This window comes from Bacillus sp. FSL M8-0077 (assembly GCF_038050255.1).
GTDB classification, from domain to species: Bacteria; Bacillota; Bacilli; order Bacillales; family Bacillaceae; genus Bacillus; species Bacillus altitudinis.
The window spans coordinates 1403568-1430173 of record NZ_JBBPAF010000001.1 but is presented as its reverse complement, the minus strand read 5'-3'; the positions used below and the strand labels follow the sequence as shown (position 1 = coordinate 1430173).

The following is a 26606-nucleotide window of genomic DNA, read 5'->3' as shown; positions in this document are numbered from 1 at the left end:
CCCTCCTCTGTTCATATTTTATCATACAAAAAGAACCTTGCTCACATGGCAAGGTTCTTTTCTGCAAGATTACAGCTTAAACCGATCGACTGCCTGACGCAGTGCCTGACTTGATTCGTTCAACATTTCTGTTGATGTTTTCGTTCTTTCTAAAGCTTGTACTTGTTCGTCTGTTGAAGCATGTACTTCCTCAGCTGAAGCTGCGGATTCTTGTGAAATGGCCGCAATACTTTGAATGGAATCATTCATTTTTTGCTGTTCTTCAGTCATTTCATTGATTTGTGTGTGAATGCTGTCAATGGAGCCGACAAGTGCCTGCATTTCCATTGTGATACTGCTGAGTGCCTCCCCTGTTGCATTGATGGCACCACCTTGTTCTTCATTCATTTTGCTTGCTGCTGTCATCGCTTCAGCTGCCTTTTTCGATTCATCTTGAATGAGTTTTACGGTTTCACTAATATGTTTGGTTGATTCCGCAGATTGTTCAGCCAGCTTTCTGACTTCTTCTGCCACAACAGCAAACCCTCGTCCGCTTTCTCCTGCTCTCGCTGCTTCAATACTTGCATTCAGTGCGAGTAAATTCGTTTGATCTGAGATTTCAGAGATCGCTGTTACGACGTTTTCAATATTTTTCGTTTTATGCTCAAGGTCAAGCAGCATTTGCTCTACCTTTTTCGATTCTTCATTTGCTTGTGTTGATTTTTGGACGAGCAGACCAAGAGCATCAAGTCCTCTATAGCTTGCATCTTCTGATGATTTTGAGTTGGTTTGCATTTGCGTGGCAAGCTCACCCATATGACGAACTTTTTCATACAAATGCTCTGATTTTTCATTAATGGTTTCTGCTTCTGATGCCTGTTTCGTCGCTCCTACAGCGACCTCTTGAATAGCCGTTGCAATCTGTTCACTAGACAGCAAGGTCTCGTTTGAAATTTGTGTCACATCATCCGTTGATTTCACAACCTGATCTGAAGACTCTTTCACTTTTTCAATTAAGTCCCTGATACCTTCAGTCATTTGATTAAAGCTTTTCGTGAGGAAACCTATCTCATCCTGAGACTTCGACTCAAGCGAGCTGGTTAAATCGCCTTCAGACACTTTACGAACATGCTCGATGAGGCGTTTAATTGGTGTTGTAATGCTTCTAGCCAATAAGTAGCTTAGAATCATGGCAAGTATAATGGCAATGACAGATATGATGATACTTGTCTGATTCATTTGTTCAGTGATCCAAAGAAGTTTCTTTTTCTCAAAGCTAACACCTATTGTCCAGTTAGCTGCTTTAATTTTGGAGATGACAGTCAGCTGTTTGTCATCATCAATACCAGATTTGTCGATCGCTGTTTTCACAGAAGCAACTTTTGAGATATTTTTTCCTTGCTCTGTTGGATGTGCCAAAATAGTCCCTGTACCATCAACTAAGAACGCCGTTCCCATATAAGGAATCTTTTGTTCATTTATAAAGGACTGAATGGAAGCCAGTTTTAAGTCAAGTCCAGCGACACCGACTACTTTCCCGTTTCGTACGATCGCCTTCGTAGCTGAAACGACCATTTCATTTGTTGCTTTATCAATGTACGGATCTGTCCATAGGACTTCGTCAGGCTTTTCAGCGGCTTGAATATACCAGTCTCGTTTAGACGGATCATACCCTTCACCAAAATCGGACTCCGGGAAAGCGAACATTTTACCATCACTTGTTCCTATATAGGCAAGCGAGATGAGTTCATCCTGCTCCTGCAATCCTTTTAATTCATCGTTTTCAAATGCCAATGTCTGCTTTGTTTGTTTCTGTGCAAAATCTTCAGTAAGTGTACTTGTTGCCAATTTGTTAATCGTATCACCGTAATTCTCAAGCTTTAATGCTATGATGTCTCTCATGCTTTCTGCCGTTGCTGCTGTCGTTGTTTTCGTATCTCGTTCAATCAGTGGTCTTAATACTAAATTGGAACCAACTTGAACCGCAACAACAGTTAAAATTAAAATAACTGAGATAAATACAGCTATCTTCATTTGAAGTTTCTTAAACATCTCATCACCCCTACATCCTACTTTCGCATCTTAATGTGTATATCGGCAAAATTGGTACCGCATTCAATAGTTATAAGAAAATTTAAATAGAAAAAACAAGCCATAATGACTTGTTTTAAGTAAAATATTCAATTTTTGCAGACGGAAAGTACTGTTCGATATATGATTCTAATGTCTGTCTAAGTTCTTGTTCTTCATCTTTTTGATAGATATATTTTCCAATTCCGTATCTACCCCACTTATATCTTCTCTTTTCTTCATCTAGTTCTAGTTTTGTTTTTGGATAGTTTTTTTGGATGACACGCTTCGCCGGTTTTGTAAAACGGTGCTGAATCATTTCAAAGGTGATATCTTGTCTCACTTCTTCAGGGAGAGCTGCATCGAGTTTTTCAAATAGGACTTTATAGCCCTCTTGCCACCCTTCATGAATGTAAATAGGGGCAATAATAAAGCCAAGTGGATAGCCTGCTTTTGCTACCTTTACAGCCGCTTCAATCCGCTGATCGAGTGGTGATGTTCCGGGTTCGAAATATTTAATGACATAATCGGCATTGATACTAAAGCGGAATCTTGTTCGCCCATTGTGTTTTGCATCTAACAAATGATCTACATGATGAAATTTCGTAACAAAGCGAAGTTTACCTAGATCGGTTTGACCAAAGTATTCAATCGCTCGTTTGAGTGTATGAGTCAAATGGTCAATTCCTACAATATCAGATGTACACGAGGCTTCAAATCGCGTGATATCAGGCGCACGCTCGTTCATGTACTGTTCAGCCTGATCTAAGATCTCTTCTACATTGACATATGTGCGAATGTACGGCTTACTCCCCATCGTCGTTTGCAGGTAGCAATAATGGCAATGCCCCATGCATCCTGTCGCAAACGGAATGGCATACTCGGCAGAAGGTTTCGATGTATCAAATTTCAAGGTTTTTCTCACGCCGATAACGAGCGTTGATTTCGCATTACGATACTTTTGCAAGTCATTTTTTCCCGGAATATTTCTCACTTGGTTGTGTGAGGTTGTTTCTCTAATTTCAATCCCCATACCTTCAAACTTTTCTTTCAGCTCTTGTCCTAATGGGTACTCTAGCGCCCGAGGTTCAATATAAACAAGCTGGGGAACGAACGGTTTGATCATATTTAGCACATCCTTACCTTATAGGTTCATACCGTTACTTTAACCTCTCAGGATGGCTTCTATCCTTTCTAAAATCTCCCTTATTCAAACAAATCTTGATAAAGGGCATTTGCTTCTTCGTATGTTGGGAATACGGCATCATCAGGGGCTAATGGATGATATGTTTCAAGTAGAAATAACGCAAGCTCTTGTTCATTGTAAGGGTGTGAAACGATTTCCGCTTCTTTAATTTGTGCGACATTGGCTGCATGTGGGTTTCGATAAATCACATATACTTGATCACCTGGCTTATAGTTAGAGAAAGACAAACTGGTCACCTCCATTTTTTATTTTAGGATGCCCTTCTCTGCAAGCGATATGACTGATTATGATAAAATTCGACAAAAAAACCAGACAGTTTGACCTGTCTGGTTCACATCACCTAGTTATGCTGAAACGTTTTTTTCACGAAATCAACCACTTCTTCAGTTGTACTCAGTGATAAGATGTGCTCTTTAAATGATGCAGCTTCTTCTTTAGAAAGCTTGCTTAACTGCGTTCTTGCTGGAAGAATCGATGTTGCGCTCATTGAAAATTCATCTAATCCTAATCCAAGTAGGAGCGGGATTGCGATTTCATCTCCTGCCATCTCACCGCACATGCCAACCCATTTACCTTCTTTATGCGCTGCTTCAATCACAAGCGTTATGAGGCGTAGAATAGCTGGATTGTATGGCTGGTAAAGATAAGACACTCGTTCGTTCATTCGATCAGCAGCCATTGTGTATTGAATCAAATCATTTGTTCCAATACTGAAGAAATCTACTTCTTTTGCAAATTGATCTGCGATAACAGCTGTTGATGGAATTTCAACCATCATTCCGATTTCAATGGAATCAGAAACGGCTGTACCAGCGGCAACCAATGCTTCTTTTTCTTCAAGTAAAATAGCTTTTGCTTCTCTAAATTCTGATAACGTCGCGATCATAGGGAACATGATTTTCAAGTTTCCATATGTACTTGCACGAAGTAACGCGCGTAGCTGTGTTCTGAAAATCTCCTGCTCTTCTAGGCAAAGGCGGATCGCTCTATAGCCGAGGAACGGGTTCATTTCTTTTGGAAGCTGCAAGTAAGGAAGTTCTTTATCGCCACCAATATCTAGTGTGCGGACAACCACTGCTTTCCCTTCCATCTTCTCTAAAACGGTTTTATACGCATCGAACTGCTCTTCTTCTGTTGGGAGCTGATCTCTGCCCATGTATAAAAATTCTGTACGGTACAATCCAACTGCTTCGCCGCCATTTTCAAGTACACCTTTCACATCTTCAGGTGTTCCAATATTTGCAGCTAACTCTACGTGAACGCCGTCTTTTGTGACCGTTGGCTGGTCAACAAGTTTCGCCCATTCCGCTTTTTGAGCTAAGTAGTCTTCATGCTTTTTTTGATACGCTTTCACTTCATCTTCAGAAGGCTGAATGATGACGTCTCCAGTAATACCATCCACAATGATCAGATCATTGTTTTTCACCGTTTTTGTTGCTTCTTTTGTCCCAACAACTGCTGGAATTTCCATTGATCTTGCCATAATCGCTGAGTGAGAAGTACGACCACCGATATCTGTCGCAAAACCTTTGACGAATTGTCTGTTCAGCTGAGCTGTATCAGAAGGTGTTAAATCTTCAGCAATGATAATGACTTCTTCAGAAATCATACTTGGGTTTGGAATGTCAACGCCTAGCAAATGACCAGTGACACGTTTTGTAACGTCGCGAATATCCGCTGCACGTTCTTTCATGTATTCATTGTCCATTGCTTCAAACATTGTAACAAACATTGTTGCTGTTTCTTTTAAAGCAAATTCAGCATTTACTTTATCCGATGTGATTTTATCCTTCACTGGGTTGAGCAGCTCTGGATCACTTAACACAAGAAGGTGTGCAGAAAAAATATCCGCTTTATCTTGGCCAAGTTCTTTTAGCGCATGCTCTTTAATTGCTTCAAGTTCTTGCTTTGAAACATGAATTGCTTCTTCAAAGCGTTTCACTTCTGTCTCTGGATCATTGATGTCTTTTTGGTGAACTGTTAAATCTGGTTCTTCTAGACGATATGCTTTTGCAATCGCAACGCCTGCTGAAGCACCGATTCCTTTCAGTTGTTGCATTACTCGCCTAGGCCTTCACTTTTCATTGTGTCTTTTAGTGCAGCAAGTGCATCATTTTCATCAGAACCAGAAGCAGAGATTGTGATTGTGGCACCTTTCGCAATTCCTAGAGACATTACACCCATAATAGATTTCAGGTTCACTGTTTTACCATTATATTCTAAGTTGATATCAGCATCATATTTACTAGCAGTTTGTACAAGAACTGTTGCAGGACGTGCGTGAATTCCAGAATCTGCAGTTACTTTGAATGTTTGTTGAGCCATTTTTATCAATCTCCTTTTTATACATTTCATACATCCACAATATTATATCATACTGCCGAGCTTGTCATCTAACAAGAACGGCAGTTATGAAAATTATTTTGAAATTTTCATGATGTTTTCTTGGCCAGCTTTGATTTCACCGGATTCTTGAAGGTCAATAAATTGTCCTTCACTTAAGTTTGTAAATACAATTGGTGTCATTAAAGATGGTACTTCTGACTTAATTTTATCAATATCAACCTCTAAAAGTTTTTGACCGATTTCTACTTGATCTCCCTCTTGTACAAATGCTTCAAATCCTTCTCCTTTGAGGCTGACTGTATCAATTCCGAAGTGAATCAAGATTTCAAGTCCACCATCAGACTGGAGGCCGATGGCGTGTTTTGTTGGGAACACATTTAAGATTTTTCCTCTTACTGGTGAAACCACTGTTCCCTCTTTTGGCAAGATAGCAAAACCGTCACCCATCATTTTCCCTGAGAATACTTGATCTGGCACATCTGTAATTGGATGCAGCTCCCCTGTAATTGGTGAAGCAAACGTTTCTTTCCCTTGTTCGTTTTGAAGCGGTTTTGCAATGACTTCTTCAACCTGCTGGCTAACTTCTTCTTTTGCAGAAGGGTCTTTCGCTGGTCGAGGTGTGCGCCCTGCAATAATGTCCTGCATTTGTGTTTTTAAATTATCAGAGCGTGGACCAAAGATGGCCTGAATGTTATTCCCTACTTCAAGGACACCTGAAGCGCCAAGCTTTTTCAAGCGGTCTTTATCCACTTTTTTCTGATCATTTACAGTGACACGTAAACGCGTAATACAAGCATCTAGGTGTTTAATGTTTTCTTGGTCACCCATTGCTTCAAGAATTTCATAAGGTAAGTCATCGCCTTTTCCAGATTGAGCGCTGCTTGCACCGTCAGCTGCTTCATCTTCGCGTCCTGGCGTTTTCAGATTAAACTTGCGAATCGCAAATCTGAATCCAAAGTAGTAAATGACAGCCAGTACAAGACCGACTGGAATGACTAGCCACCAAGCGGTTCGGTTTGGCAAGATACCGAATAAGAAAAAGTCGATTAACCCTCCTGAGAAGGTCATTCCAATTTTCACGTTTAGAATATCCATTATCATAAAGGATAATCCAGCAAATACACAGTGAATCGCAAATAATATCGGTGCAACAAACAAGAATGAGAATTCAAGCGGTTCAGTGATCCCTGTTAGGAAAGAAGTAAGGGCCGCTGATCCCATAATGCCCGCTACAAGCTTTTTATTCTTAGGTTTTGCTTCATGGTAAATCGCAAGTGCTGCTGCTGGAAGTCCAAACATCATGAACGGATATTTCCCTGTCATGAATGTCCCGGCTGTCAGCTGAACACCATCTTTGATTTGCGCCATGAAGATACGCTGATCACCACGGATAATATCTCCTGATAAGCTCTTATAGCTAAAGAACTCATACCAAAATGGTGCGTAGAATATGTGGTGCAGACCAAACGGAATTAATGAGCGTTCAATGACACCGAATACAAAGGCAGCCAGCGGCTCATTCGCTGCAAGCAGTCCTGTTGAAAATGAGTTCAGTGCACCTTGGATTGGCGGCCAAATAACGAGCATCAAAAGCCCTAAAATAAGTGCTGAAATAGATGTAACAATTGGAACAAAACGCTTACCAGCAAAGAAGCCAAGATATTGCGGGAGCTCAATTTTGTAAAATTTATTAAACATATAAGCGGCTAATACCCCGACAATAATCCCGCCAAAAACGCCGGTAGACAAGGTCGGTATGCCGAGCATATTCACATATGCTGGATGACTTTCCTTAAAGAACTTAGCCAATTTGACTGAATCGGATGGAATAGAACCGTTGGCCATTAATACGGCACTCATCGTCACGTTCATGACAAGGTAACCGATGATTGCGGCAATCCCTGCCACACCGTCTCCATTGGCAAGACCGATGGCAACCCCTACAGCAAATAGGAGTGGAAGATTCGAGAAGACAATATTCCCCGCATTCTCCATAACACTAGCAACAAGCTGAATTGTATCATTGCTTAAAAATTGAGCGACATCAATCAGCTGCGGATTTTGCATCGCATTTCCAAGTGCTAGTAAAATACCAGCAGCAGGAAGGATCGCAACTGGAAGCATAAGTGCTCGTCCAATTTTTTGCAACACACCAAAAAGTGATTTAAACACTGGTTGAACCTCCTTTTGTTTTCGCTTACAACATACATTTCAATCACATATTGACGTACATTTCATAATTAACCGTTTACATTTCACTTTCAGAACACAAAAAAGGCATGGTGATATAAGGTTGCGCAAATAACAGGATCTTATCCTGTATTTACCTTAAGTCACTCATGCCTGATCGAATCAGTTACACGTTTCAAGGAAACTATGAAATTTTATTCGTCAATCTGTACAGGTGTAGTGTCAAATAGACAGCTTCGGCATCTTGTACAGGCTTTTTCAATGCATGTTGCAAAATTTTGATCATTTTCCAAGCAGTATTGTAGCATAAAGGATATTCATTTTTCAATAGATGAAGTAACTTTTCTGGCTCCTCTAATGATTCTTCCCGTTTAATACGCTCAATCGAAAACGTAATATGGCGCAGTAAGCGTAAATAATGAATACTTTCTCTATCTACTTTCATATGAAATGCATCTTCTATCACTTGGACCATTTGTGTCATGAGCTGCGAATGACGGTTGACCTCGGATAAAGGCCGGTTCGTTAAAGCAGAGTGAATGTGGAGCGCAATAAATCCAATCTCTCCTTCGGGCAGCTTTGTTTCAACATCTGGCCGCGCATTTATCAGTTCCACGACTTCCTTTGCGACCTCGTATTCTTTCGGGTATAAGGATTTCGTTTCAAGCATAAAAGGATTGGTGATATCATAGCCTTGCTTAACTCGCTTAAAGCTAAAGGCAATATGATCTGTCAGTGCAATATGAATATGCTCATTTAAACGATGCCCCATTTTTTCTCGTATATGATAAATGACGTCATTGGCAAGCTCAATCATGTCCTCATTAATGTGGTGCAGCAATTGTTTGTATTCTGTTTGCTCTTTTGTATTCTTTAACACAAACATTTTCTCAAATGCCGCTTGATCGAGAACGTCACCCGATTTTTTCCCAAAGCCGATCCCTTTATCAATCAGGACCACTTCACCTAAAGAAGGGTGTTTTGCGATGATGACATTATTATTTAACGCTTTATCAACGGTGAAGGATTCCATGAACATCCCCACCTCCTTCTTATTCAATCCTTCTTATCGTACAAAACAGATGAAACGTGCGTCAACGATTGTTTTTCAAAATAGTCGTTGTGCGCTCAACGAGTCGATATGACAGCACTCTTTTTTCTGGTGCCTCACCTTGTAATGCTTGCTTGAACAAGTCAAATGCTTCCTGCCCCATTTGTTTGAGGGGAATGTCTATACTAGAAATCCCCAATGCTTCACTCAATTGATCGTTTTGAAAGCCAAGTATGGCTGGTGATTCTGCAACGTTTATGTAGTGACGCTGTGCTTCTAGTAAAAAACCTGCTGAGACATCATCGTTCGTAATCAGTAAGGCTGTCGGACGATTTTTCATCTCTTTCCATTCTGTAAATAATTGCTTGCCATCAAAAATGGTCAGTTTTCCTTCAATGATCCATTCCTCATGAATGTCCTGCCCAAGCGACCGCATCATTTCTTGATAAGCCTGAATGCGAACTTGGCTATTCTCCCCCTCTGTTCTAGCAAGAACGATTGCGATTCGCTCATGACCACATGCCGCTAAGTGTTCAAGCCCTTCCTTAAAAGCCTGATCATGCGCAATCGATACCGATGAACATGTATCATGCGGAGTAGGATGACAAAAAATAATAGGACCAGATTCCTGCCACTTTAAAATGTCTCGATCACTTAACGCATTTGAACAAAAGATTAAACCATCCACACGCTGCTCTTTTAAGCTCATTAATGCTTCTTTTTCCTTTAATGGGTCATATCCTGTTTGAAACAAGGCAAAATGCATTCCGCGCTCCTGCGCTTTCTCTGCAATCCCTGTGACAATTCCGCTAAAATAGGAGTGATCAATTGTCGGAAGCACAATTCCAAGCATATTGGAATAGCCCTTTGCTAAATGCACTGCCTGAATATTTCGTGTATATTTGAGCTCTTTCATCGCACTAAGTACGCGCTCTCGCTTTTCTTCTTTGACATAAGGATGATCATTCATCACTCGTGATACGGTGGTAACAGATACGCCCGCTCTTTTCGCAATATCCCTTATGTTAGGCATTTTTTCTCCTACTTTCTCTTGATATGGTAAGCGTTTCATACTTTAAGATGTATGTGAGCTGAACAAATCACTGGGTGGAAAGGGGAATTCAAGATGGGTATTATCATATGGATCATATTATGTTTGACTGTTTTGTTTTCTGCTCGATTCGCACTACATCCTTTAGAAAAAGAACATAAAATCAAGCCGTTTCAATCAATTGATGATTTTTTTGTTGATAAGGATCGCAAAGAGTGACAAAAAAATCACGATGACGCTCCCAGTACATGGACGTTCATCGTGATTTTTTTCATTACTTGATGATCGTCAACTCTTTTGGATAATTCGTTAAGGTGACTGGGCCATCTTTTGTAATAAGAACATCGTCTTCAATTCTAACCCCGCCGACTCCTGGTACATAAATACCCGGTTCGATCGTATAGACCATCCCTTCTTTTAGAAGGTCATCATTTGCTTGACTCATAGAAGGGAACTCATGAACAGAAACCCCGAGTCCATGCCCTAGACGGTGCGGGAAGTATTCGCCATATCCTGCTTCTGCGATCAGCCCTCTTGCTTTTAAGTCAAGGTCACCAATTCTCACACCCGGCTGGCTCATATCAAGTGCTGCCAATTCGGCTTTCAAGACGGTGTTGTAAATATCCTTTTGTTGTTCAGACGCTTCTTGATAGATGAAGGTTCTTGTAATATCTGAACAATAACCATCCACAATCACACCAAGGTCAAATAAAACAAAATCGCCTTTTTTCAAGGCTGCCTGTCCCGGATTTCCATGAGGTTCTCCTGATTTTTCTCCGAATAGTACCATGGTTGAAAAGGACATGCCCTGAATGCCTTTTTTCTTCAGTTCATATTCGATGACAGCAAGAACTTCGGTTTCCGTCACCCCTTCTTTTAGGGCATGAACCCCAATTTTGACGCCTTCGTCTGCCAATTGAGCAGCTTTTTTCAATGTTTCAATTTCAGCTTCGTCTTTAATTAGTCTTAGCTGATTGAGCACATCTTCTACCCGGACGAATGTTTCTGCCCCAGTGACAGCTTGAAGCTGCTCTGCTCTTTGCAAAGGAATGGATTCTTTTTCAATCGCTAGGCGAGTCGCTTTTACTCCTCGTGTTTCTAGTGCCTTTTGTATGAAATCAAAGGGGTTTTCATGGTCTTCATATCCAATAAGATCTCCAGCCCATCCCGCATTTTTTGCTTGCTGAACTTCCATCTTAGGCAAGATGAAAAATGGATCTGCTTCCTGAAAAACAAACAGCCCCATCACTCTTTCATGCGGCTCTGTGAAGTATCCAGATAGATAGAACACATTCTCCTTTGTATGTATAAATGCCCCTTGAATGTCTTTTTTCTTAAGCCAAGAAGACAAGTTTTTCATTCGATTCATCGTGATCCTCCTCACACGTTTGACTACTGATCTATTGTATCAGTTTTCACTGTATTTCGCACAAAAGCGCACTGACCTAAAGCCAGTGCGCTTTTGTCATTTGCTTAAGAAGCACGAAGCAAACGAAGTCCGTTTAAAATAACCAAAATCGTACTGCCTTCATGCCCAATGACACCAAAAGGTAAATCAAGAACTTGTAAGAAATTCGCACAGATTAAGAGACAAATGACAGTTAATGAAAAGATGATGTTTTGTTTAATGATTCGGTTCATCCTTCTTGAAAGACGAATCATCTTTGTTAGATTGTTTAAGTTATTTTTCATTAAAATGAGATCTGCTGTTTCTAAAGCAACATCTGTGCCTCCGCCCATTGCGACGCCAACATCTGCTGTGGCGAGTGCAGGTGCATCATTGATCCCATCTCCGACCATAATGATCGAATCACCTTGTTTTTTCAGTTGATTGACTTCGTGTACCTTTTCATCTGGAAGACATTCAGCGACAACGGTTTGGATACCTGCTTCCTTTGCAATCGCTTCAGCTGTTTTTTGCTGATCCCCTGTGAGCATGACGGTTTGAATGCCTAAATCATTCAGCTCCTGGATCATTTTTTTGGCTTCAGGTCTGATTTGATCCTTCAGACCGAGACAGCCGACGACTTCTTGATTTTTTTGGACATAGACAACAGTATATCCTTGGGATGAAAGAACTTCACCATTCTCTTCAATGTCACGATCCATTGAAGCTTTTCCGGCAAAATCTTTCTTTCCAATACGCCATGTATCTCCATTTAATTGTGCTTCCACACCAAAACCTGATATTTCTTCAATGGTTGCGTGGGCTGCCCGCTCTGTTTGATGCTCTTTTGCCATATCAGAAATGGCTTTAGCTAATGGATGGTTCGACTGACTTTCAATTTGATAGAGCGCTTGATAAAAGGTCGATTCATCTTGCCCTTTTGCCAAGACCACTTTTTCAACAGCTGGTTTTCCGCTTGTAATCGTACCCGTTTTATCAAATGCAATCATCGTACTTGTGCCTAGTTTTTCTAAAAAGACACTTCCTTTTACAAGCATACCGTTTCTTGCACCGTTTGAGATGAGTGAAAGAGCTGCTGGCATAATAGAGGCAACAAGTGCACAAGGCGAGGCAACCACCATAAATACCATCGCACGGTAAAACGTTTCACTCATGCTCCAGCCAAGTACAAAATGAGGCAGGAACATTAAAATCGCCACAGTGATGAGCACACCTTTTACATATGCACCTTCAAATTTTTCAATAAATGCTTGGCTTGGTGATACACTTTCTTGTGCAGATTCCACAAGCTTAATGATTTTATGAAAAAGTGTTTCTTCATTATGTTTTGTTACTTCTACTGTTAATGAACCATTTAAATTCACTGTTCCTGCAAACACATCTTCCCCTTGCCCTTTTTCCTGAGGCACCGATTCACCCGTTAAGGCAGATTCGTCTACACTTGTTCTTCCGCTCATGATCACACCATCTGCTGCAATTCGTTCGCCCGCTTTGATTAAAATACGGTCGCCTGGCGTAAGTGAAGAAGCAGCGATTTGGATGGTGGTGCCATCTTCTTCAATTAAAGTGGCTTCATTTGGAGCGATACTCATTAAGGCCGTTAAGTCTTTTTTACTTTTATTTGACGTATACGTTTCTAGCGCACCGCTGAGCGAAAAAATAAAAATTAAGATGGCGCCCTCTGCCCAGTAGCCAATGATCGCTGAGCCTATCGCAGCAAATATCATTAAAAGTTCAACATTTAATGTCTTGGATGAAATGGTTTCTTCAATTCCTTCCTTTGCCTTTGCAAAACCACCAATAACAAAAGCAAGAATGAAAAGAGGAATACTCCACATCGTTTCATCCTTTAGAAACCATCCAATCAAGATGAGAATCCCCGAAATGCCTGCTGCAATTAATTCTCCGTGCTGTGCCCATTTATGAAAGAGCGAGTTGGATCCCTTTTGATCTGTCGTTTGATAAAGTACTGTATTCTCATTCATGATTACTTTCTCCTCTCTAATTGATAATGATTTTCACATTATCAATCGTTGCCCGTTCCGTTTATCATCTATATTTTCTGCTATTTCAAGCTTTTTATAGGTCTGTAACTCATTATAACAGGTTCTGATCAATTTTCAATTAATAATTATTATAATTTCTTCTTGATAATAATTATCATTATTATCGTCATTTATTTCTTTCTCTTTCTGAGCACATTTTATTCATCTGAAAGGTAATTGAACACAAAAAAGAACCAACGGATCGACCATTGGTTTTTTACAGAAAGCTTGTGTTCTATGAATTTGTCCACTCTTTGATTTGTTTTTTCGTCAGCGGACCTACATGGTTTTTGACCACTTCACCCTTTTCATTGATGAAAAAGGTCGTCGGGATCGTCATGATTTGGTATTTCTTCATCATTTCGCCGTGTTCATCGAGAACGATCGGAAATGTGAACTTTCTGTCTTTCACAAATTGGGCAACTGCATGCTTGCTTTGCTCAGCACCAAGTAAATTCACAGTCAGTATGTCTACATCACTTTGATTTTCTTTCACAATCTGTTCAAAGGCTGGAAGCTCCATTTTGCAGGATGGGCACCACGTTGTCCAAAAATGCAGAATGGTCCGTTTCCCTTTCACCGGGATCACCTGCGATTCACCTGTTAATGTAGGAGCTTCTATCCTCGGCGCCATGACAGGCTCTTTTGCTTCAGCCTCTATGTTCAACAGAAATAAAAGAAGGGTCATCATGAGAAGACTGGCGGGTAGATATTTACGATTCATCAGCATCTTCCTTCCTGATTTTCCTATAGCTTGCCCGCTAGCTGCACATGACATTCAAGCTTTTTTCAATGTAAGAAACATGGAGACGCCGAGTTCCTTGCAAATCGTCGCATAATGCAAAGCCGTTAATAGCAGCATCCCCGTGTTCATTCCTAAGATAACGCCCATCATATTTAAGGATTCGATGGATCCTAGGAAATACACCATAGAGAACGACACCACGTGCACCCATATATTATGTAGGAACACATCTTTAATAAGACCCATACCAATTAAACACGCTTGAAACGGCATCACGAACAAGTGGCATAAGAAGTATGGCCATAGCAGCTGCAAGTAGACGGCTGCTTGAGGTGAGTCAAAAAAGAGCTGCGTGAGCGGATAAGCGAAATAATACATGATCATCACGGCTGGCACCCCATAGCCAAACGTAATGAGAATCGCTTGTCTGACACGTTTTTTCACGAGATCATACTGCCCCAAGGCATAGGCTTCTGATACATTCGGAATCATCACAATCATAATGGAATGAGCGATAAACGCCGGAAAAAAACCAATCGACATCGCTACGCCAGCAAGCATTCCGTAATGATCAACAGCAAGCGTACCAGAAATGCCCGCTGCAACGAGGGCTCCTTTGATTAAAAACGGTTCAATCGCATTGGCAATGGCATGAAAGATACGCATACCTGTTGTCGGGATGGAGACTGCTAACAAACGTTTTCTGACGTCAATCCCTCTTAACTCAACCGATCTGACATTCACAGCATTTTTCGCCATGACGTATTGGGAATATAAATAGATAAAGACGACGAGATCACTTGCAACAATCACACCAATCGCGATAAGCACCGCTGTTTCAATATCAAACGAATACCAATGAAAAAACAAAAACAAACAGATAAGCTGGATCGTTTTTTTCAGCATATTGGCTAGAGCAATTCTGCCCATTTGCTGCTTGCCCATAAAATAGCCGCGTGCAATGGACGTAAATGCGATGATTGGAATGAGTGACAGAACCAAGCCCTTCATCAGCGGATGATACGATTGAAATACAGGAATGAAAGGCAGTACAATGGCTGCTATTGTCGTTGTTGTGCATGTCACCACAAGCGTCATTTTAAAGGCATGGCGAAGCATACTTTTATGAAGCCGCTCATGCGATTCTGCAATGAATTTAGAAATGGAGACTGGCAGCTCTAAGCTGGCGATCACAAGCACAAGCATGATGATGGGAAGGATGCTCATATATAAACCCATTCCATGTTCTCCAAGCTCTCTCGCTAAAATCATATTGACTAAAAACTCGATACACTCAGCAATGAAAGCTGCGACAGATAGCAGAATGACCCCTTTTACAAATCGATTCATGTAGCCTCCCCTTGTCTAAAAGCAAATTCTTTTCACATTCTATGAGACAAGTCCTGAAAATATTTTAATAATTGAAGACAAAAAAACAGCGACTGATTGATCGCTGCTTTTCTTTACACTGCAAACACATGACGGCCAATGCGTTCTACAATTTTACGAGAACGAATCCAGTTATCTGTCGCCGTTTTTGGATTATAAAAATAAATCGCCTTTGTTGTTCTGTCATCTTCTTTGACAACCTGCTTCACTGCTTTTACGGAATCCTGGTCTGCCTTATCATTGATACTTCCATTTGATACTGGCTGGAAGGCATTTCGCTGATAAATCACGCCTCTGACACTGTCAGGAAAAGAGCGGTGTTCCACGCGGTTTAATACGACGCTTGCTACAGCTTTTTTCCCGGCGTAAGATTCACCTTTTGCTTCGGCATGTACCAACCGAGAAAGCAAGTCCATTTCTTCATTAGAATAGTGTGATTGATTTCTTGAGCTTGCTGGCTTTGCCGTTTCCTTTTTCTTCGGCTTCGGTTTTGATGCCCTCTCCTCTGTTGACGTGCTTAGCATTTTCACTTTAGGCTGATGTTTCTCCTCTGAAAACGCTGGGATCACAGTATGCTTTTCATCTTGATCTATATATGAAAGCTGATGCTTTACAGGTGCTTGTTCAAGTTTCTGACTTAATGTGCCTTCTTGCTCTTGTATATTGTCCATCTTGATCGCTGAGATGAGCATAAGGATGGCAAAAAGAGCTGTATGAATTTTGATCATTCGCCTCATTCCTCCTTTAATCAATGTAGGCTGTAAGATACTTGTCCACTCTAACAAGAGCTTCTTCTATTTTCACGCACAAAGATTTTCATGCCTGTCCAAATTCCGTCATTAAATGGCATGTCCTAGTTGAAATACGCACGAACTGGAAATGTAAACGTTTAAAATAGTCCCTTTTCAGCCTATAATCATCCTTATGCTCCTGATTATGGGTTATTACATTTTCTTTTCATATGTATCAAGCTGGTTGGAAGTGTGACAAAAGAACCAAAATAAAAAGCTTTCTCTCATCAATGAGAAAAAGCTTTAGCTTCTTGCTTCTTTAAGATATTCAAAAATAACACCTCCACCATGCTTGGCGATTCCGCGAAAATGTTTAAAATCATCTTGATTGACCAATACAGAACGAAATGTTAAAAAATCACCCTTTTGAATGGTCGCTTGTTTTTCAGTTCCATTCCGTAATGATTCTAGTATTGTGTTGATGTGTTCTTCAGTCAAAAAAACCGCTCCTTTTCAGCCTTGATCAAATATTAAATATACCATTCGTTTTCAAAGCGTACAACGAAAACGAAAGAAAAACGTCTTTATCCTTTACATTGGTATGAAAATATTGCAAAATACTTTTTAATAGGGAATGAAATCTGTTTTTAAAGGAGAGGGATCGGTTGAAGATTGCAAAAATTGGGAATGTGATCGAATTTAGAAATGGTTTAACAGGTGTAGTTGAAAAAGTGAATGAAAACTCTGTTATTGTGGATGTCACCATTATGGACAACTATAGAGATTTAGAACTGGATTCACTAACAGTCGTTAATCATAAAAACTATAAAATCATCAAAGACTCCGTACATTAATTTGCAATCCTCAATTCAGTCTACCGTTACATAAGGATATACGAAGCACAGCTAATTCGTTTGACAGCTCTGTTCTCTTCTGACAATCACATATGAAAAAGGCTGACAACCATATAGAGTGGCGTCAGTCTTTTTGCGCGTGAAAGGTTTGCATTTCCGCTTTTGTTTTGTACATGTCAACTTCTTCAGGTGTTATCACACCTTTATCAATTAAAAGGGCGATCACTCCAAGTAATGTGGAGGCACTCCATTTATATCGTTCTTTGTTTTGATGCTCAAGCATCTGAAGCTCTTCCCTTAATTCCATCAGCAGCTTCTCTGTTTTGTCTTCTTTTGCCAACATAAACGCCTCCATTTCCATTCGCTCGTTTCAATTTTATCTTAATGTAAATATATAAAGAATAAAAGCACGATACACCTTTACAAACATACGTTCTGTCGTGTATACTATACATACGAGCTGGTAGCCCCCAGCCGTCCTAGCAAGTTCTATTCCTATTGGTATGAGAAGAGTGACATGACTCTTCTCTTTTTTTATGTGCCATCATGATCTATTCCATAAAAAAAGACATGTTATTCGCATGTCTTTCAGCATGTAGTCAAACCCTCGCATTCGGTGTCAGTCCTGCGTGCCGGTGCTCACGAATGTCAAATTCGCTCCGCGCCGGTACTCGTCCTTCCTAGAATTCAAAGGTTTTCTATCACGCTGAGCTGAAAAGAAGACAAAGGGCTAAAATCAAGTTCATTTTAGCCCTTTGTCAACAATCTGAAAGACATGTCATCCGCATGTCTTTTCTTATTTATTAGCGATTATCAATCGTTTCTGGATACATATCGTGATTCATCATACGATACGATGCCATTTCTTCATACTTTGTCCCAGATTTTCCGTAGTTCGTATACGGATCAATTGAAATACCGCCTCTTGGTGTAAATTTGCCCCATACTTCAATATATCTTGGGTCCATTAATTCAATGAGGTCGTTCATGATAATATTCATACAATCCTCATGGAAATCACCGTGGTTACGGAAGCTGAACAAATATAATTTTAATGATTTACTTTCGACCATGATTTCATTTGGGATGTAGCTGATATAAACGGTCGCAAAATCTGGCTGCCCTGTTTGCGGGCAAAGGGATGTGAATTCTGGGCAGTTGAATTTCACAAAATAATCTCTATTCGTATGTTTATTCGGAAACGTTTCAAGCACTTGAGGTGCATAGTCAAACAAGTAATTGGTCCCTTGATTTCCTAGTAAAGTGACACCTTCTAATTCTTCTGGTTTTCTTGTCGTCATTTTGTCTCTTCCTTTCTATACGCCTCGTTTATTTCCCCACAATAGCGTGTGCAATTGTGGTAGGACTCTCACACGATTCAAATCAGGATCTTGCGCTACTTGATCTACAAGCATTTCGTATTTCTTTAATAAGTGCGTTAATAGGTACGCATCATCAGCTGTCGTCGTATCATCATTTCCAACTTGCAAATAAAAAGGAAGTTCTGGGTATTTCGCATGGACATCCTTTGCATAGGCTAGATCAAGATCATCAAAGATGACGACCTTCAGGCTTGCATGATGCAATCTGTTTCCATTTTTCAATTCATCTATGATACGCGTTAGTTTCGTGAAATCGGTTTTCATATTAGAACTTGGTGGCTTTGGAGAAATGGTTAAATCATCTATCTTCAAAAACCAATCTTGATACATCGTTCCCTGCGTTTCAAGCGCCGTATCAATTCCTTCTTCATGCAATAAATCAATAAGTGATTCCATTTGTTTTAAAAGCGCAGGATTCCCACCTGAAATGGTGACATGAGAAAAAGCCTTTCCACCTATTCTCTTCAGCTCTTTTACAATGTCCTCTGCCTGAAGCCACTGAATATCATGCTTAGCTGATCCATCCCATGTAAAAGATGAATCACACCAGCTGCAAGAGTAGTCACAGCCAGCCGTTCTGACAAACATGGTTTTTTGGCCAATGACCATTCCTTCTCCTTGAATGGTTGGACCAAAGATTTCTAAGACAGGAATCGCTTTAGTCATTGAGCTCAACTCGTTTCGGTCGGTAAATGCAGTAGCTTGTTGGTGTCTCTCTGACAAAAACTTGAACACATACTGGTTTGTTCGCTAAAGTCGTTAAATATGCGGCCACTTTATCATACACAGTCTTTGCAACAACCTCAGTGGTTGGCATCGCATAAGGATCATTTGATGAGAATTCTTCATGGTCATTGAGCAGTGTATGGTCGTACTGCCCATGAATAAGTTTTTTTAGCGTGCTAAAATTCACAAGGAAACCTGACTCATCTAGATGATCTCCTGCAATCGTAATGTTGATCGTATACGTATGACCATGTACGCGGCTACAAGCGCCAGCATCTTCTCTTGGGATAAAGTGTGCTGCCGATACATGCATATCTTTATTCAATTCAAACGAAAATGGGTGATCCGTCTGTGGATAGATTTGAGAAAGCATTTAGTTCGCCTCCTTCATGTCCATATAAGTGTCATAGCCATTTTTTCGAAGCTTACATGCAGGACATTCCCCGCAGCCATCAGAAATGATGCCATTATAGCAAGTGAGCGTTTCATTTTTCACAAAATCTAGCGCATTCAGTTCATCCGCCAGCTTCCACGTTTCAGCTTTATTCAGCCACATGAGCGGCGTATGGATGACAAATGGTTTTTCCATTGCCAAATTCACCGTGACGTTGCAAGATTTCACAAACTCATCTCGGCAATCTGGGTAGCCGCTAAAGTCTGTCTCGCACACACCCGTGATAATATGACGTGCTCCGATTTGATACGCAAGAATGGATGCAAAGGATAAGAAAACGAGGTTTCTTCCCGGAACAAATGTAGAAGGCAGTTCTCCTTCTTTTTCCTCAATATCAATGTCATCTCTTGTTAAGGCATTGGGTGCAAGCTGATTTAAAAGTGACATATCTAATAGATGATTTTTCACACCTAGCTTGTCAGCAATTCTTTTGGCGACATCAATTTCTTCTTGATGACGCTGATTATAATGAAAGGTTACCGTTTCAACCTCTTTAAATTGTTGAAGTGCCCATAATAAACATGTCGTACTGTCCTGTCCCCCGCTAAAGACAACGACCGCTTTTTCATTTTTCATTTTTCCTATTCCTCCTTTTGCAGATCCGTACCACCGCACAAAGCTGCATCTGAAAGGCTCATGAAAACCCCTATTTTTCTCAAAAGAAAAGACACCTTTACATGTGTATGAGGTGTCCCAGCCATAAAAAATAAAAAATGCCACATCCAAGGATACGGCAAGTCCTTAGTTTTTTATAGAGGGTTTTGCTAGAACCTCTCCCGTTTCCACGGATTTTTGTTCAATTTTCACAGAGGATAGTGTACCACATAATTGGTGTACAAGCTATCCCTTCTTTACTTATCACGTGATGCAGGCACTTTTTTCAGACAAAGAAAGAGGATAAAAAAGATACTGACATAGCCAAAAACAGGGTAAACCGTTGAAATCAGTGTGCCGTATCCAATTTTACTGATTACATAACAGCAAAGCAGAATAAAGGATATCGTATACATACTGTTCAATCGGATATACGCCCTCACTTGTCTTTCGAGACCGTATAAATTCCCTATAACGGATGTAAAGACTTCACCGAAGATCACGAATAAATAGATGAGATGAATGGAGTTTGCGACTTGATACACCACTTGGGCCATCGGAATATCATACGCCTCCAGCATATCTAATGAAGAAAGGGATAAAAAGCAGGCGAGCAGAATGAGTGTCAGCATTAGACCTCCAAGCACCGCTCCCCTTTTTATGACGGCTTCGGATGTCATTTCGTTTGCGACCGGCACTAATACGGCTTGAGACAGCGCTATATTAAAGGCACCATATGAAATCGCAGACAACATCCATTCGCCCTCTCCCATTTGCAGCCCCAGAACGTGGCTTTCACCGCTGCTAAAGACAAATGAGTCTAGAAACACAATCAGTGAAAAGAAAATCAGCATTGGAACGACAAGTACATTGACACCAAATAACCCTTTTGAGCCTTTAAAAAGGACAATGACACTTAAAATAATCGTTAAAAAAATACCATATTCTTTTGAGATGCCAAGCTGTTCTTCAAAAATAGCGCCTGCTCCAGAAATCATCACTGACGTAACACCTAGTAAGATAAAAAACATGACGATGTTAATATATCGACTCGCAGCAACTCCAAATAAAAACCGATTCATATCTTGATAAGACTCCGCTTCAATTCGTTTTGAAATCAGCATCATTTTTGCGCCAAGGCCGGTAAAAATAACACCGCTAATCAAAATGCCGATCAATCCAATCCAGCCAAAACGAACAAAAAATTCTACGATTTCTTTTCCTGTCGCAAACCCAGCTCCAACCACTGTTCCTACATATACAAAGGCAAGCTGAAAAGCGGATTCATTTGAACGTTTCATATGACCCCTCCGCACCCATCACTTTCGATTGTCTCTTTTTTATCCTATGAGACAAGTTTCTTGAAAAGAAGGACAAACCATGATTAAATGCAAAAAAGGATTTTTCATTCAGCTGTGAGCAAAACAGTTGAAAGTCAAAATAGGTCAGAGTATACTATAGTCAAAGATGGTCAAACAACAGACCATTTTATTTAACATTCATTGGTCAAATAAAGTCAAACTTTATTTTAAGGAGGTCATGGCTCATGCGTTGTCAACATTGTCAAGTAAATGAGGCAACTATTCGCCTGAATATGCAAGTAAATTCGTCCCGCAGCCAAATGGTTTTATGTGAAGACTGCTATACCTCTTTGATGGAACAGTCAAAAATGAAAATGGGTCCTAACCTTTTCGGAGGCAGCTCATTCTTCTCTGAGCAAGCAGGACATGCGACGAGCCAAGAGCGGCCTAAACAAAAAGGCTTACTCGATGAGCTTGGCCGGAACTTAACGGATGGCGCACATGCTGGTTTAATTGATCCTGTCATTGGCCGTGATGAAGAAGTCACAAGAGTCATTGAGATTTTAAATAGAAGAAATAAAAACAATCCTGTTCTCATTGGTGAACCTGGTGTTGGTAAAACGGCCATAGCCGAAGGACTAGCACTAAAAATTGCAAATGGAGATGTACCAAATAAATTAAAGAACAAACAAGTTTATTTACTAGATGTCTCTTCACTTGTGGCAAACACAGGTGTACGTGGCCAATTCGAGGAACGGATGAAGCAATTAATTAAAGAATTGCAAAGCCGGAAAAATATCATCTTATTCGTTGATGAAATTCATCTTCTTGTAGGCGCAGGCTCTGCCGAAGGGTCAATGGATGCCGGAAACATTTTAAAACCGGCCCTGGCTCGAGGAGAACTGCAGCTAGTAGGTGCGACGACATTAAAAGAATATCGTCAGATTGAAAAAGATGCTGCCCTTGAACGCAGGTTCCAGCCCGTCATGGTTGATGAGCCAACACAGGATGAAGCATTCGAGATATTAAAAGGCATTCAAGATAAGTATGAAGCCTATCATGGCGTCACCTATTCTGACGAAGCCATTAAAGCGTGTGTTCAATTATCTTCGCGGTATATTCAAGACCGCCACTTGCCGGATAAGGCCATTGATTTAATGGATGAAGCAGGTTCAAAAGCGAACCTTTCCATCGATGCAGCAAGTGAAGATGAATTAACAAACCGTCTTGCGCAAATCGCTGCTGAAAAACAAGCTGCTTTAAAAGAAGAACAATATGAAAAAGCAGCGAAGCTTCGAGACGAGGAAGAAGCGATTGAAGCGAGATTGCAAAACAAAACAAATGACAAAGAACATGTCGTCACAGCTGAGGACATTCAGTCCATTGTAGAACAAAAAACAGGCATCCCTGTCGGAAAACTGCAAGCAGACGAACAAACAAAAATGAAAGAAATTGATGTCCGCTTAAAAGCCCGAGTCATTGGTCAGGAACATGCGGTTGAAAAAGTGGCGAAAGCCGTAAAAAGAAGCAGAGCCGGCTTAAAATCAAAACACAGACCAACTGGTTCCTTCCTTTTCGTTGGGCCAACAGGCGTCGGAAAAACCGAATTGTCTAAAACATTAGCGGAAGAATTATTTGGTTCAAAAGAAGCGATCATTCGTTTAGATATGAGTGAGTACATGGAGAAACACTCCGTGTCCAAAATCATCGGTTCTCCTCCTGGTTACGTTGGACATGATGAAGCCGGCCAGCTGACGGAAAAGGTTCGCAGAAAACCATACAGCATCATTTTGCTTGATGAAATCGAAAAAGCGCATCCTGATGTCCAGCACATGTTCCTTCAAATCATGGAGGATGGCCGTTTAACAGACAGTCAAGGCAGAACCGTCAGCTTTAAAGACACAGTCATCATTATGACAAGTAACGCTGGCAGCACAGATAAAAAAGCAGTCAAAGTCGGCTTCCAATCTGATCAAGAAGAAGCGATTGAAGAACAATCATTGATTGATTCACTGAGCGCTTATTTCAAACCGGAATTCTTGAACCGTTTTGACAGCATCATTCAGTTTGATTCATTAGATAAAGACGATTTAGTCAAAATTGTGGATCTTCTGCTTAACGATTTGTCAGAGCAGTTAAAAGAACAAAATCTAACTGTTCACATCACAAACGAAGCGAAAGAAAAAATCGCTGAACTTGGTTATCACCCGGCATTTGGGGCTCGTCCGTTACGAAGAACGATTCAAGAGCATGTTGAGGATCAAATGACGGACATCTTGCTTGAAGAAGAACAACTTACTGGATTTACAGTCGATGTTGAACAAGACGAAATTGTTGTGAAAAAGAGTTAAGTACATCCTAAGAAGGATCTTCAGCTCCATCATGTTGCAGTGTCTAAATTCGAGCGCCGACGCTCCCCCGCCTCTTTTCCTTTACGATAAAAGAAAAAGAGGTGGAACACATGGATCACATGATCAATTGGAACTACGATTTGATTAAAATCATACATGAAGAAAAATTAAAAGAATTGCTCTTAGATGAAACAGCTCAAAAAAGATGAAGTTGAAAACTCCCTTTTATATGAGGGAGTTTCTTTTTTTACGGCTTGCAGAAAGCGCTTTTGTCAAAATTTCTTCACATAAACTGTCTTAATTTTATATTCTGACTAAAACCCTTCTAGAAGACACCGATATTAACTATAGAAAAAGATAGTTAAAGGATTTGGTGAGATAATGGACAAAACATCGTTAATTGGTATTATTTTAGCATTTATTGCACTGAGTGTCGGTATGGTTTTGAAAGGTGTGAGTCTAACCGCTCTTATCAACCCGGCGGCTATATTGATCATTGTGGTTGGGACAATTTCAGCTGTTGTCATTGCCTTCCCATCTGGTGAAATTAAGAAAACACCAAAATTGTTTGGGAAAATTTTTAAAGATAGCAAACTTCCAACGATTCAAGAAATGATCCCTCTTTTTTCAAACTGGGCACAAATTGCTCGTCGTGAAGGTCTTTTGGCATTAGAAGCTAGCCTTGAAGAAGTCGATGATGATTTTCTAAAGAACGGCTTAAGCATGGCGGTTGACGGTCAAAGTGCCGAATTTATTCGCGACGTCTTAACAGAAGAAGTCGATGCCATGTCTGAAAGACATCAGTCAGGTGCATTAATCTTTACACAAGCTGGTACATACGCTCCGACTCTAGGGGTACTTGGTGCCGTTGTTGGACTTATTGCCGCACTAGCAAACATGGGAGACATTGAAGCACTTGGACATGCGATCAGTGCTGCCTTCGTCGCCACACTGCTTGGGATTTTTACCGGCTATGTGTTGTGGCATCCATTTGCCAACAAGCTGAAGCGTAAATCGAAGGAAGAAGTAAAGCTTCGTCTCATTATGATTGAAGGGATTCTTTCTGTCCTTGAAGGCCAGTCTCCAAAGGTCATTGAGCAAAAACTTCTGATGTACTTACCGGCAAAAGAACGTGCAAATCTTGTCATTGAAGAAGGAGAAAAACAGAATGGCTAGGAAACGTAAAAAACATGATCATGAAGACCATGTAGATGAGTCTTGGCTGATCCCTTACGCCGATCTTCTTACGCTTCTTCTCGCCCTCTTCATTGTACTGTTTGCATCTAGCTCCATTGATGCGGCAAAATATGAACAGATGGCTAAATCGTTTAATGTTGTCTTTACTGGCGGCACTGGCGTAATGGACCAATCAAGCATGCAGAGCACGGAGGAAACTGAAAACAGCAATCAAACCAAAAAATCAGCAGAAGATGAAGATGAAGAAGAAGCAAAAGCGAAAGCTCGTGACCAAGCGGTATTAACAAAGGTTAAAAAGCAAGTAGATTCATTCATTGCAGATAAAAAACTTGGTTCGAAGCTTGAAACAAAGCTTACGGATGAAGGTCTACTTATTACAATTGAAGACAGCATCTTCTTTGATTCTGGGCGAGCGGTGATCCGCCCGCAGGATGTTCCGTTAGCCAAAGAAATATCAAAACTGCTCGTCATTAACCCTGCTCGTGACATCGTCATTAGCGGACATACAGATAACGTTCCAATTCGGAATTCTGAATTTGAATCCAACTGGTATTTAAGCGCTATTCGTGCGGTCAACTTTTTAAATATTCTCCTTGAAAACAGCAACCTAGACCAAGAGAACTTTAGCACAAAAGGTTACGGTGAATTTAAACCGATTGCCTCTAACGACACCGCAAAAGGCAGAAGCAAAAACAGACGCGTCGAAGTTCTTATTTTACCAATTGAGAAAAAAGCAAAATAAATAGGAAGCCAGCAGCTTCCTTTCAGATCATGACAAAGGGCTAAAATGATGTTTGTTTTAGTTCTTTGTCTTTCTTATGAGCATGATTGAAAGCTCTTGTCGTTTATCAGTGCGCAGGACTGACACCGTATTCGAGGGTTTGTCTACATACTAAAAAGGAAGCCAGCGGCTTCCTTTTTTATGTGTTTATTCTTTATGATCATATAAATGCTTGGCACGTAGTCCTACATGTTTGAGCATATCGATGCAGGCATCCTTCTCCTCTTCACTAAGCACACTGATCATCTCGTGAATCTCTTTTGCATGATCTGGGAAGATGTCATCAAGCAAAGCTCTTCCCTGCTCCGTAATATGTGCAAATGTCACCCTGCGGTCTTCTGCACAAGCTTTCCGGCTAAGGAGTTCTTTTTTCTCCAATTTATCAACCACATACGTGATGCTTCCGCTTGCGAGTAAGATCTTATCACCTATTTGCTGAAGCGGCTGATCACCTTTATGATACAGCAATTCTAATACAGCAAATTCAGTCGGATTCAAACCGTGCTTCACAATATGTTTGTTCATGTGGTGATTAATGGAGCGATAGGCACGTGATAGTACAATAAATAATTTCAAAGATTTCTCAACATTATGATTTTCCATTTTTTATCATCCTTTATGAAATGCAACCCACTAATGTGACATTAATAAACAATAAGTAAAATGTCAACATGTTGAACCATTTTTAGCATGAAAAAGAGACCAGAACGAATCACCTAATTTTTTAAAAATCTCACAAGGCATCGTAATAAAG

The 26606-nt window shown here is 40.5% G+C and carries 26 protein-coding genes and 1 riboswitch; of the genes, 5 read left to right on the top strand and 21 right to left on the bottom strand.

Features of this window, described 5'->3' with window-relative positions; all coding sequences use genetic code 11:
* Positions 1 to 69: 69 nt before the first annotated feature.
* From NST57_RS07325 to NST57_RS07290, 8 genes are all read right to left on the bottom strand, one after another.
* A complete protein-coding gene (locus NST57_RS07325) occupies positions 70 to 2031 on the bottom strand; it encodes a methyl-accepting chemotaxis protein (RefSeq protein ID WP_341298330.1) in 1962 nt (653 codons plus the stop codon).
* Positions 2032 to 2146: 115 nt separating this feature from the next.
* Positions 2147 to 3175 (bottom strand): spore photoproduct lyase, encoded by a 1029-nt coding sequence (gene splB / locus NST57_RS07320; protein ID WP_007498710.1) that lies wholly within the window; start codon positions 3173 to 3175, stop codon positions 2147 to 2149.
* 80 nt (positions 3176 to 3255) lie between these two features.
* Positions 3256 to 3498, bottom strand: a complete 243-nt coding sequence (locus NST57_RS07315) for a transcriptional regulator SplA domain-containing protein (RefSeq protein WP_200831217.1) — start codon at positions 3496 to 3498, stop codon at positions 3256 to 3258.
* Positions 3499 to 3596: 98 nt separating this feature from the next.
* Complete coding sequence (ptsP, locus tag NST57_RS07310; protein ID WP_142154896.1) at positions 3597 to 5315, bottom strand: phosphoenolpyruvate--protein phosphotransferase; 1719 nt, start codon at positions 5313 to 5315, stop codon at positions 3597 to 3599.
* Complete coding sequence (locus NST57_RS07305) at positions 5315 to 5581, bottom strand: phosphocarrier protein HPr (RefSeq protein WP_003211078.1); 267 nt, start codon at positions 5579 to 5581, stop codon at positions 5315 to 5317. Before NST57_RS07305 ends, ptsP begins: the two co-directional genes overlap by 1 nt.
* Positions 5582 to 5674: 93 nt before the next feature.
* On the bottom strand, positions 5675 to 7774 hold the full coding sequence (ptsG, locus tag NST57_RS07300; protein ID WP_142154895.1) for a glucose-specific PTS transporter subunit IIBC: 2100 nt from the start codon (positions 7772 to 7774) through the stop codon (positions 5675 to 5677).
* A gap of 202 nt (positions 7775 to 7976) precedes the next feature.
* Positions 7977 to 8831, bottom strand: a complete 855-nt coding sequence (glcT, locus tag NST57_RS07295; RefSeq protein ID WP_017359435.1) for a glucose PTS transporter transcription antiterminator GlcT — start codon at positions 8829 to 8831, stop codon at positions 7977 to 7979.
* 55 nt (positions 8832 to 8886) lie between these two features.
* The gene (locus tag NST57_RS07290; RefSeq protein WP_341298329.1) at positions 8887 to 9876 is read right to left on the bottom strand and encodes a LacI family DNA-binding transcriptional regulator; all 990 of its coding nucleotides are present in this window, start codon (positions 9874 to 9876) and stop codon (positions 8887 to 8889) included.
* A 93-nt stretch (positions 9877 to 9969) separates the two neighbouring features.
* Between NST57_RS07290 and NST57_RS07285 the strand changes: the two genes are divergently transcribed.
* The gene (locus tag NST57_RS07285; protein ID WP_200831216.1) at positions 9970 to 10113 is read left to right on the top strand and encodes a hypothetical protein; all 144 of its coding nucleotides are present in this window, start codon (positions 9970 to 9972) and stop codon (positions 10111 to 10113) included.
* Between the two features lie 55 nt (positions 10114 to 10168).
* On the opposite strand, the gene NST57_RS07280 is transcribed toward NST57_RS07285, so the two are convergent.
* From NST57_RS07280 to NST57_RS07255, 6 genes are all read right to left on the bottom strand, one after another.
* Entirely contained in the window at positions 10169 to 11263 is a 1095-nt protein-coding gene (locus tag NST57_RS07280) for a M24 family metallopeptidase (protein ID WP_341298328.1), read from the bottom strand.
* Between the two features lie 104 nt (positions 11264 to 11367).
* Positions 11368 to 13287 carry a heavy metal translocating P-type ATPase gene (locus tag NST57_RS07275; protein ID WP_341298327.1) on the bottom strand — a complete coding sequence of 640 codons (1920 nt, stop codon included), beginning with the start codon at positions 13285 to 13287 and terminating at the stop codon, positions 11368 to 11370.
* A gap of 295 nt (positions 13288 to 13582) precedes the next feature.
* Positions 13583 to 14071, bottom strand: coding sequence for an endospore biogenesis thiol-disulfide oxidoreductase StoA (stoA, locus tag NST57_RS07270; RefSeq protein ID WP_341298326.1), 489 nt, complete (start codon positions 14069 to 14071; stop codon positions 13583 to 13585).
* A 54-nt stretch (positions 14072 to 14125) separates the two neighbouring features.
* On the bottom strand, positions 14126 to 15442 hold the full coding sequence (locus tag NST57_RS07265) for a polysaccharide biosynthesis protein (protein ID WP_073414311.1): 1317 nt from the start codon (positions 15440 to 15442) through the stop codon (positions 14126 to 14128).
* A 113-nt stretch (positions 15443 to 15555) separates the two neighbouring features.
* On the bottom strand, positions 15556 to 16209 hold the full coding sequence (locus tag NST57_RS07260) for a cell wall hydrolase (RefSeq protein WP_331832320.1): 654 nt from the start codon (positions 16207 to 16209) through the stop codon (positions 15556 to 15558).
* 306 nt (positions 16210 to 16515) lie between these two features.
* Positions 16516 to 16710, bottom strand: coding sequence for a hypothetical protein (locus tag NST57_RS07255; protein ID WP_341298325.1), 195 nt, complete (start codon positions 16708 to 16710; stop codon positions 16516 to 16518).
* A gap of 167 nt (positions 16711 to 16877) precedes the next feature.
* Between NST57_RS07255 and NST57_RS07250 the strand changes: the two genes are divergently transcribed.
* Positions 16878 to 17066 carry a YkvS family protein gene (locus tag NST57_RS07250; RefSeq protein ID WP_003211747.1) on the top strand — a complete coding sequence of 63 codons (189 nt, stop codon included), beginning with the start codon at positions 16878 to 16880 and terminating at the stop codon, positions 17064 to 17066.
* Between the two features lie 124 nt (positions 17067 to 17190).
* Here the strand turns inward: NST57_RS07250 and NST57_RS07245 are convergent, their stop codons facing one another.
* The 6 genes from NST57_RS07245 to NST57_RS07220 all read right to left on the bottom strand — a co-directional run bounded on the left by NST57_RS07245 (position 17191) and on the right by NST57_RS07220 (position 21523).
* Positions 17191 to 17409: a nitrile hydratase subunit beta gene (locus tag NST57_RS07245; protein ID WP_142154888.1), complete on the bottom strand. Its 219-nt coding sequence runs from the start codon at positions 17407 to 17409 to the stop codon at positions 17191 to 17193.
* 460 nt (positions 17410 to 17869) lie between these two features.
* The gene (queF, locus tag NST57_RS07240) at positions 17870 to 18367 is read right to left on the bottom strand and encodes a preQ(1) synthase (RefSeq protein ID WP_106067344.1); all 498 of its coding nucleotides are present in this window, start codon (positions 18365 to 18367) and stop codon (positions 17870 to 17872) included.
* A gap of 15 nt (positions 18368 to 18382) precedes the next feature.
* Positions 18383 to 19114 (bottom strand): 7-carboxy-7-deazaguanine synthase QueE, encoded by a 732-nt coding sequence (gene queE, locus NST57_RS07235; protein WP_008348085.1) that lies wholly within the window; start codon positions 19112 to 19114, stop codon positions 18383 to 18385.
* The gene (gene queD, locus NST57_RS07230; protein WP_008348088.1) at positions 19107 to 19547 is read right to left on the bottom strand and encodes a 6-carboxytetrahydropterin synthase QueD; all 441 of its coding nucleotides are present in this window, start codon (positions 19545 to 19547) and stop codon (positions 19107 to 19109) included. Before queD ends, queE begins: the two co-directional genes overlap by 8 nt.
* The gene (gene queC, locus NST57_RS07225; protein ID WP_008348090.1) at positions 19548 to 20204 is read right to left on the bottom strand and encodes a 7-cyano-7-deazaguanine synthase QueC; all 657 of its coding nucleotides are present in this window, start codon (positions 20202 to 20204) and stop codon (positions 19548 to 19550) included.
* A 159-nt stretch (positions 20205 to 20363) separates the two neighbouring features.
* A riboswitch (PreQ1 riboswitch) is annotated at positions 20364 to 20408 on the bottom strand.
* 71 nt (positions 20409 to 20479) lie between these two features.
* Positions 20480 to 21523, bottom strand: a complete 1044-nt coding sequence (locus NST57_RS07220; protein ID WP_341298324.1) for a YkvI family membrane protein — start codon at positions 21521 to 21523, stop codon at positions 20480 to 20482.
* Positions 21524 to 21768: 245 nt separating this feature from the next.
* Between NST57_RS07220 and NST57_RS07215 the strand changes: the two genes are divergently transcribed.
* From NST57_RS07215 to motB, 3 genes are all read left to right on the top strand, one after another.
* Positions 21769 to 23874, top strand: coding sequence for an AAA family ATPase (locus tag NST57_RS07215; protein WP_142154883.1), 2106 nt, complete (start codon positions 21769 to 21771; stop codon positions 23872 to 23874).
* A 381-nt stretch (positions 23875 to 24255) separates the two neighbouring features.
* A complete protein-coding gene (motA, locus tag NST57_RS07210) occupies positions 24256 to 25050 on the top strand; it encodes a flagellar motor stator protein MotA (RefSeq protein WP_142154882.1) in 795 nt (264 codons plus the stop codon).
* Positions 25043 to 25813 (top strand): flagellar motor protein MotB, encoded by a 771-nt coding sequence (gene motB / locus NST57_RS07205; RefSeq protein ID WP_142154881.1) that lies wholly within the window; start codon positions 25043 to 25045, stop codon positions 25811 to 25813. The genes motA and motB overlap by 8 nt, the downstream gene beginning before the upstream one ends.
* 186 nt (positions 25814 to 25999) lie before the next feature.
* On the opposite strand, the gene NST57_RS07200 is transcribed toward motB, so the two are convergent.
* Entirely contained in the window at positions 26000 to 26455 is a 456-nt protein-coding gene (locus NST57_RS07200) for a MarR family winged helix-turn-helix transcriptional regulator (RefSeq protein WP_003211701.1), read from the bottom strand.
* Positions 26456 to 26606 lie beyond the last annotated feature (151 nt).

Coding starts and splice junctions, on each gene's coding strand:
- ptsP (WP_142154896.1), bottom strand. CDS start 5,315: ATGCAACAACTGAAAGGAATCGGTGCTTCAGCAGGCGTTGCGATTGCA.
- NST57_RS07200 (WP_003211701.1), bottom strand. CDS start 26,455: ATGGAAAATCATAATGTTGAGAAATCTTTGAAATTATTTATTGTACTA.
- NST57_RS07290 (WP_341298329.1), bottom strand. CDS start 9,876: ATGCCTAACATAAGGGATATTGCGAAAAGAGCGGGCGTATCTGTTACC.
- NST57_RS07265 (WP_073414311.1), bottom strand. CDS start 15,442: ATGAATCGATTTGTAAAAGGGGTCATTCTGCTATCTGTCGCAGCTTTC.
- NST57_RS07280 (WP_341298328.1), bottom strand. CDS start 11,263: ATGAATCGAATGAAAAACTTGTCTTCTTGGCTTAAGAAAAAAGACATT.
- NST57_RS07325 (WP_341298330.1), bottom strand. CDS start 2,031: ATGTTTAAGAAACTTCAAATGAAGATAGCTGTATTTATCTCAGTTATT.
- NST57_RS07315 (WP_200831217.1), bottom strand. CDS start 3,498: ATGGAGGTGACCAGTTTGTCTTTCTCTAACTATAAGCCAGGTGATCAA.
- motB (WP_142154881.1), top strand. CDS start 25,043: ATGGCTAGGAAACGTAAAAAACATGATCATGAAGACCATGTAGATGAG.
- queF (WP_106067344.1), bottom strand. CDS start 18,367: ATGACGACAAGAAAACCAGAAGAATTAGAAGGTGTCACTTTACTAGGA.
- NST57_RS07220 (WP_341298324.1), bottom strand. CDS start 21,523: ATGAAACGTTCAAATGAATCCGCTTTTCAGCTTGCCTTTGTATATGTA.
- NST57_RS07275 (WP_341298327.1), bottom strand. CDS start 13,287: ATGAATGAGAATACAGTACTTTATCAAACGACAGATCAAAAGGGATCC.
- queC (WP_008348090.1), bottom strand. CDS start 20,204: ATGAAAAATGAAAAAGCGGTCGTTGTCTTTAGCGGGGGACAGGACAGT.
- queE (WP_008348085.1), bottom strand. CDS start 19,114: ATGACTAAAGCGATTCCTGTCTTAGAAATCTTTGGTCCAACCATTCAA.
- NST57_RS07285 (WP_200831216.1), top strand. CDS start 9,970: ATGGGTATTATCATATGGATCATATTATGTTTGACTGTTTTGTTTTCT.
- NST57_RS07305 (WP_003211078.1), bottom strand. CDS start 5,581: ATGGCTCAACAAACATTCAAAGTAACTGCAGATTCTGGAATTCACGCA.
- glcT (WP_017359435.1), bottom strand. CDS start 8,831: ATGTTCATGGAATCCTTCACCGTTGATAAAGCGTTAAATAATAATGTC.
- NST57_RS07245 (WP_142154888.1), bottom strand. CDS start 17,409: ATGTTGGCAAAAGAAGACAAAACAGAGAAGCTGCTGATGGAATTAAGG.
- NST57_RS07215 (WP_142154883.1), top strand. CDS start 21,769: ATGCGTTGTCAACATTGTCAAGTAAATGAGGCAACTATTCGCCTGAAT.
- motA (WP_142154882.1), top strand. CDS start 24,256: ATGGACAAAACATCGTTAATTGGTATTATTTTAGCATTTATTGCACTG.
- splB (WP_007498710.1), bottom strand. CDS start 3,175: ATGATCAAACCGTTCGTTCCCCAGCTTGTTTATATTGAACCTCGGGCG.
- queD (WP_008348088.1), bottom strand. CDS start 19,547: ATGCTTTCTCAAATCTATCCACAGACGGATCACCCATTTTCGTTTGAA.
- stoA (WP_341298326.1), bottom strand. CDS start 14,071: ATGAATCGTAAATATCTACCCGCCAGTCTTCTCATGATGACCCTTCTT.
- NST57_RS07260 (WP_331832320.1), bottom strand. CDS start 16,209: ATGATCAAAATTCATACAGCTCTTTTTGCCATCCTTATGCTCATCTCA.